This window comes from Bradyrhizobium sp. 142, assembly GCF_023074015.1.
Taxonomy (GTDB): Bacteria; Pseudomonadota; Alphaproteobacteria; order Rhizobiales; family Xanthobacteraceae; genus Bradyrhizobium.
Map to the genome: position 1 here is coordinate 1 of NZ_JADPKQ010000172.1, position 5874 is coordinate 5874.

Sequence of the window (5874 nt, forward strand, 5' to 3'; positions counted from 1 at the left end):
AACCCGGCGGCAGTATCCGTGGCATGACCATCTCGGCGGAACCGTCCACGCCTTCCGGCTCCGCTCCACCTCCACAACGAAGGCGACAGATCACGAGCTACAAAAGTACGACATCTTCACCCGCTACGGACACTCGACATCGAGCGGCCAAATCCCTCGAAAGACTGGTCCTACCACATTCTGCCAACGCGCGATCTTTTCTTCCGACTTGGCACTCTGCATTTCGACAGCCAAGCGGTGACCCACGCTGGACAGCGATCTCCCGCCGGCCTTGCGTAAAGCCGACCTTGCTTCGGTATCAAGCAATGGATAGCCCGCAGCCTTAGCATGGTTGACGATCAATATCGTCGTCAGCCATTCCGCGAACTTTTCGAGGTCTTGCGCCTCCATGTCACTACGGCCAAACATTTGCAAAAATGGTTGTTTGATAAGACCGAACAGCTTCGGCGACCCGATGTAACTTGAGTATTTGCGTGCCGACCAAACGCTGGCTGCGTCGGGGGACGCCCAATCAAAAAGCGGGACAATTCGGGATGTCGTCCAATTCGGCGCATGTTCGAATAGGAAAGGCACATCACGGGCAAGACGGACGCGCGCAAGCAATCCAGCGTCACCAGGCGCATCGATAAGCCGATCAAGCCGTGAGCGAACGTCATCCGAAAGTTCGCTCCCATGCTGCCCCTTGGTGATCTTGCCGAGCACCAACTCCGCAAGCCGTCCGGGTGGAGAATTTATAGCGTCGGTAAATAAGTCACGCATCTTCGGCCCCCGGCGTCTCGATCAACGTCGCATCGGCGATGCGGTCCCAGAGCGGCCACAACAAAGTGTCGGAAAGCGTCTTTGCATGGGCTTCCAGCCACGAGGAAGCTGCGGTCGCAATCGTGCCGAAACTATTAGTTGGCCATTGCAACAGCCGCTCTGCAATCCTCTGCTCGGTCTCGACATCCGCATAATTTTTGCGCGACCGAAGTAATTGTTCCCAATAGTCCTTCGGCCAATCTCCCTTGATCGCGGCAGCATCCAGCCCTCGCAAAGCACGATCCGGATCGCTAAGACAGAGGCCGTGCCACCTATCTTCCTCCATGAAAGCCGCCGTCGCGGCAATTCTCCTCGCCTCTGCAACAAGTTCGCCGTCGGCAACATCCTTAAGTCTATCGGTGTCATCGCTGAGTTTGCTATCGCCGCTTTCCTGCCAAACGTGAAATCCGGCTTCCTCCGCTGGCTTTGGCTCCCATTGCGGCCAACGTTCACGGATTTCTACCAACAGTTTCCCAGCTTCGGGTCCGATATCGACGCCGTCCCGAACCATGTCAGAGAGAAGTTCGTAGCGGCTCCGATCAATATGACGACCGACGTCTGGGCCTTCCCGGAACCAACTCCGTGGCGGCCCCTCGCAAATCCGCAGAAGAATTTGCTGCTGCTTGTCTGTTGGAAAATCGCTCCAACGCGCACGGATCAGGCGATAGGCCTCAACGCTGGAATGCGTAAGGAAGAGTTCTCCAAGGGGAATGCCGATCAGAAAGTCTGCCGCGACGTGAGCCGGGATGGCCGGATCTGCGAAGGCAAACATCGCCAGTCGTCGTACAAGGCGGAACGGGCTATCCCGCCAGCGCTCTGCGACGGCGAGAGCTTTGCCACTGGATTTTTCCGCCAGCCTCGTCCAGATTTCGGCCATCACCCGAACGATTGTTTGAAAGCCGGAGCGATACTCGTTCTGACCATGGTGCGCGACCGAAGGAACATCGGTGTCCGATGTGCTGTAGCCTTCGTTGGCCTCCACGCCAGCATCTGTTGCATCCGCCAACGCCCCGCTGAGCGCTGCGGTCAACTGCGTAAGAAGAATTTCGTCGATTTCAGGCTCTGAGTTCTTGGGCCAGGCCGCGAGAACGTCATCCGACTGCACGCCATCGTCGACTTCATAATCAATCGCCATTAGATCAGAGGGACGTTCCAGCACTTCATCTTCAGCGGTATCGCGCCATGAGAAACGTTTCCCAACCTTCAGCTTCGGGCGCAGCACGTTGGCGAGCCGCTCAATCAAAGGAGCCGAATGATCTCCACGCTTCAGCTGCGGTGCGATTTCGAACCACTCGTTGTGAGCAAAGCCCGCCTTAGCCGTGCGCATGTGACGGATAATCAGAGCCCAGCTCTTAAGCAACAGCGGCGGCAAATCAGCGCTCTGAGCGTTCAAGCGAAATTCGAGGAAGTCTGCTGTTTCTCGTCCAAAAAAATGAATGTTGGCGACAACATCGCGCACCGCGTCCATGTCAGCGAAATTGCGCTCGACCCATGCTATTAGCTGCCTTTCGCTTTGAATGAGTTTCATCTCCGACAGTAAGGGCAGCCATGCCAGTGACGGATTGAACTCAGAAAGCGTCGCAGCGAGGTCACCGCCCGAGAGAAAAAAGCGCAACTGTTCACGCTCGAATGGGGTCGCGTCGGCAGGTGTTTTTTTGTTGGCCGATTTTGGCTTCGCATTCTCGGTCATGAGCCAGCCACCGGTGCCGTTCCCAAAATGCCCTGAACGCGCGCACGCCGATATTCGACCGGTTGCATAGCATATCGTGCCCATTCCGAGAGCGTATCGTAGATGGCATCGTAACCGGTAAACTCAATCGGCTTGATACCCTTTGCCTTCCATATTGACGCTGATCCTTTCGTTCCTTTCTCAAGTGCATAAATATCATGTAGATCGCGAAAGCGGTCGCGGTCGGCATCGAGCGTTTCAAGCAGCAAACGCATCGCGGCGTCTTCCGCGCCGTATCCGACTAGCACCAAGGTGCCGAGGCGCATGCGGTCCTCGATATAGCGCGATGCCCATCCGCTTCGCAGATATGCCTCGCCGAAGTCGGCGCTGGTCAGGATCAAGTCGGTGGGTTCCAAATTCAACGTATCGTCCGCGATCCTTCCATGAAGATGCAGAATGCCGTGGTCGCGCTCACCACCGGCGCGTGGCATCGATACGCCTGCATAACTGGGCACGTTGAGCATCCCTGCATCGCGCGCCGCCCGTTCAAAAAGCGTGTCAAAATTCGTGGTGAGCAAGCGCGGACGGCCATCACCATCGCGTGAAAGCTGGAGCAGCGCGAGGTGGTCAGGAAACGCGGCGACGGGCGGAGCTAGTTCATTGGCGACCGCGTCACGCACGCGCGACGGCGTTCCTGGCCGGTGGGTGCGCTTCTCTAGCGAACGCAATGCTCGATCATATTCCTTGCTCTCGATGGCATTGCGCTCGGCAGGTTCATCGTCCGGCGCTTCGCCAAGCCGCGCATAGACGCGTTCAGTCAGCACTTTGAACGACGGCAAGTTGACGCGGAACGAGACGCCAGCGCCGCAGAGGAACGTTGCGCTTCCATCGGTGACAGCCCGGATCAACTCATCCGGAATGTCCGCCCCTTGCTCGACGAAACGCACTGACTTTTGCCTATTACCCTTAGGTTTGATCTACGCATCGTCGAACTGGCACGCTTGGTAGTGCGTGCCTGCCCGCGCCCCGTGTTCAGGGACGAATTTGTGCCCAAAACGCACCACTGCCCGTCCCTGCGAAGCTTGGGCGATCCCCCCGACATTACAATCGACACAGCCGGCGGCTCGCCCCGATGGCCGTTACCCAGCCGGGTTTTCGCCGCACAAAACCCCAACTCACCCGAATTGGAGGGCGGCGAGGAACCAGATGCTTCGGCCTCGATTGTTTCACAAAGCGAGGAGCGCAACATGGCCAGACATCTGACACGAGCGGGACTTGCGCGCGGCGTGACCGGCGCGATCTCGGCGCTGGTCGTCTGCACGATGATCGCATTTGGCGCCGCGTATCATTTCGCGCTGTAAGGGGAAACGTTGGCATGACATCGGACCCCGAGGAATCGGTCAGGCTGCAAGGCTATGGCGAGATGACGCTGCGCACCGCGGTCGCAACGCTGATGGCCGTGCCGGCGCGCGACCGCGCCGACGCCGCGGTCTTCCGCGTTCGCGACGGCTCGCGGCTGGCGCCGCGCGAGATTGCCGAACTCGCATCCGACTGGGGCATCGCGCAGGCGGCCGACATCAAATCGCAGGGCCGACATCGGTCAGATATCGTCCGCCGCATGGTGCGCGAGGCGCCGCTGCCGGCGCTCACGGTCGCGTTCCTGATGGGGGTGCTGATGGCGCGGAGGTGACGACCTCCGGCGCGCGACGCATCAACCGCCGATCGGCCCCGACAGGGTCCGCAGGCCCGCTTCGATCAAGGCGATATCCTCATCGATCTGCGCGATTGACGACCCGCACTCGAAGCCCGTCGCCGCCTTCAGATCAGCGACCAGGCGCCGCCGGTGCATCACCAACTGCTCCAGCGACTGACGGTCCTTCAAGCGGGTGTAACCCCCAACGATCAATTTCATCGCACTCGACATAATGCTGCCTCACAAACACAAATGAAAAATCTGCAATGAGCAGAGTGTACGGCCGATGTGACGGCCGCGCCATCCCATAGAAGCGGCATGGCAGGCCCGCTGCCCGGCCCCAAGCTGGCATTCTGCTTGCTCCACTGCGGTCAATCTCCCAGACCCGCCGTGGGTCTGTCTCAAAGTGAGGCGATCACATGCAGCCGACGTCCCGTTTCGAAGCGACCATGCCGACACAGCTCCATGCGCTGATTTCCGATCTGCGCTGGCGCACGCAACTGCTCGATGCCGATATCCGCGACGAAGAGCGCAAGGCCGGAATCTCCGACCCGAACAACCTTGCCTATCCCTTGCTCGCTCAGAACCTGCGGGCCCGGCGCGACAATCTTCAGGTCAGCATCGCGATCCTGGAAAGCCGGCTTTCGAGCCGACCGACCGGATGGCCACGCGCCGCCTGATGCGAAGCGTTTTGGGGTACAGATTGGCAATGCGAGGCCTCGCTTTCGCGTTGCCAATCTGCAACGGTTCCCGTCCGTCAGACGCCGGACAAAAGAAACTCCCATTGCCGCCACGAACCCCGCTCACAACGCCGTGAGACTATCAGGGGAACTACGATGCGTGCACAACGGGTGTGGGTGGTGAACGGGACCGCCAGCGTCGAGCAATTGCAGTCCAGGCTGGACGATCTCAACAAGCGGCTGGGTCAGCTCGAGCGCGAGCACCCGCAAAACCGGAACGTCGAGGCACTGAAATCAGGTGCGCTCAACCTCTCGCGAGAGATCGACGAGATCCGCTGCGCCGAGGCGACGGCGGCGTTGAGCGAGCTGCTGCGGAAGTAGACGGGCGCCGCGATTCGCGTGGGGACGGAGGAACCAACATCCGCGGCCGCCATTGCCAGCGCGAGCATGGAGCAAAATCATGACCAGAAACCTGACGCGAGCCCACCTCGCGCGCGGCGTGACCGGCGCGGTTTCCACGCTGATCCTGTGCGCGACGGCGGCCTTCACCATCGCGCACCATTTCGCATCGTGAGAGACGATTTCGCATGACGTCCGGCCCCGAGGAGGCGGTGCGGCTGCACGGCTACGGCGAGATGACGTTGCGCGCGGCCATCGCGACGCTGATGGCGCTCGCGCCGCGCGAGCGGTCCGAGGCCGTCGCCTTCCGCATCCGCGACGGCGAGCGGCTCGCCGCGACGGAGATCGCCGACCTTGCCTCGGAGTGGGGCATGACGCCGATGGCCGAGGTCAGGTCTCCAAGCCTCGTCCCGGAGCAGCACTGGCCGGACATCCTTCGCGGCATGGTGCGCGAGGCCCCGCTGCCAGCGCTGATGGTGGCGTTTTTGCTCGGCGTGCTGGTGGCGCGGCGCTAGTCTCGGCAGCCTCGGGATCCGCTAGCTAGGAGCCTGTCCAAGTAGTCGCTGGTCAAGCTGGGGCGAGTCTGATTCTTTGCGGGGCTATGAGCAAGGATTTTCGACTCTGGAAGATTGACG

At 60.3% G+C, this 5874-nt stretch carries 8 protein-coding genes; 4 read left to right on the forward strand and 4 right to left on the reverse strand.

What is annotated here, in order from left to right; all coding sequences use genetic code 11:
- Positions 1-123 precede the first annotated feature (123 nt).
- The 3 genes from IVA82_RS16120 to IVA82_RS48975 are packed head-to-tail and all read right to left on the reverse strand — an operon-like array spanning position 124 to position 3414.
- Positions 124-759, reverse strand: a complete 636-nt coding sequence (locus IVA82_RS16120; protein WP_247383830.1) for a hypothetical protein — start codon at positions 757-759, stop codon at positions 124-126.
- Entirely contained in the window at positions 752-2488 is a 1737-nt protein-coding gene (locus IVA82_RS16125; RefSeq protein ID WP_247383828.1) for a hypothetical protein, read from the reverse strand. Before IVA82_RS16125 ends, IVA82_RS16120 begins: the two co-directional genes overlap by 8 nt.
- A complete protein-coding gene (locus IVA82_RS48975; protein WP_247383827.1) occupies positions 2485-3414 on the reverse strand; it encodes an SIR2 family protein in 930 nt (309 codons plus the stop codon). The genes IVA82_RS16125 and IVA82_RS48975 overlap by 4 nt, the downstream gene beginning before the upstream one ends.
- 428 nt (positions 3415-3842) lie before the next feature.
- Here IVA82_RS48975 and IVA82_RS16135 point away from each other — a divergent pair, with 428 nt between their 5' ends.
- Entirely contained in the window at positions 3843-4157 is a 315-nt protein-coding gene (locus IVA82_RS16135) for a hypothetical protein (RefSeq protein ID WP_247383826.1), read from the forward strand.
- 21 nt (positions 4158-4178) lie between these two features.
- Here IVA82_RS16135 and IVA82_RS16140 read toward each other — a convergent pair whose 3' ends face one another.
- Positions 4179-4349 carry a hypothetical protein gene (locus IVA82_RS16140; protein WP_346658711.1) on the reverse strand — a complete coding sequence of 57 codons (171 nt, stop codon included), beginning with the start codon at positions 4347-4349 and terminating at the stop codon, positions 4179-4181.
- Between the two features lie 230 nt (positions 4350-4579).
- Here IVA82_RS16140 and IVA82_RS16145 point away from each other — a divergent pair, with 230 nt between their 5' ends.
- The 3 genes from IVA82_RS16145 to IVA82_RS16155 all read left to right on the forward strand — a co-directional run bounded on the left by IVA82_RS16145 (position 4580) and on the right by IVA82_RS16155 (position 5754).
- Positions 4580-4840 (forward strand): hypothetical protein, encoded by a 261-nt coding sequence (locus IVA82_RS16145; RefSeq protein ID WP_247383824.1) that lies wholly within the window; start codon positions 4580-4582, stop codon positions 4838-4840.
- A 156-nt stretch (positions 4841-4996) separates the two neighbouring features.
- The gene (locus IVA82_RS16150) at positions 4997-5221 is read left to right on the forward strand and encodes a hypothetical protein (protein ID WP_247383823.1); all 225 of its coding nucleotides are present in this window, start codon (positions 4997-4999) and stop codon (positions 5219-5221) included.
- Between the two features lie 206 nt (positions 5222-5427).
- Positions 5428-5754, forward strand: coding sequence for a hypothetical protein (locus tag IVA82_RS16155; protein WP_247383822.1), 327 nt, complete (start codon positions 5428-5430; stop codon positions 5752-5754).
- The last annotated feature ends 120 nt before the right edge of the window (positions 5755-5874 follow it).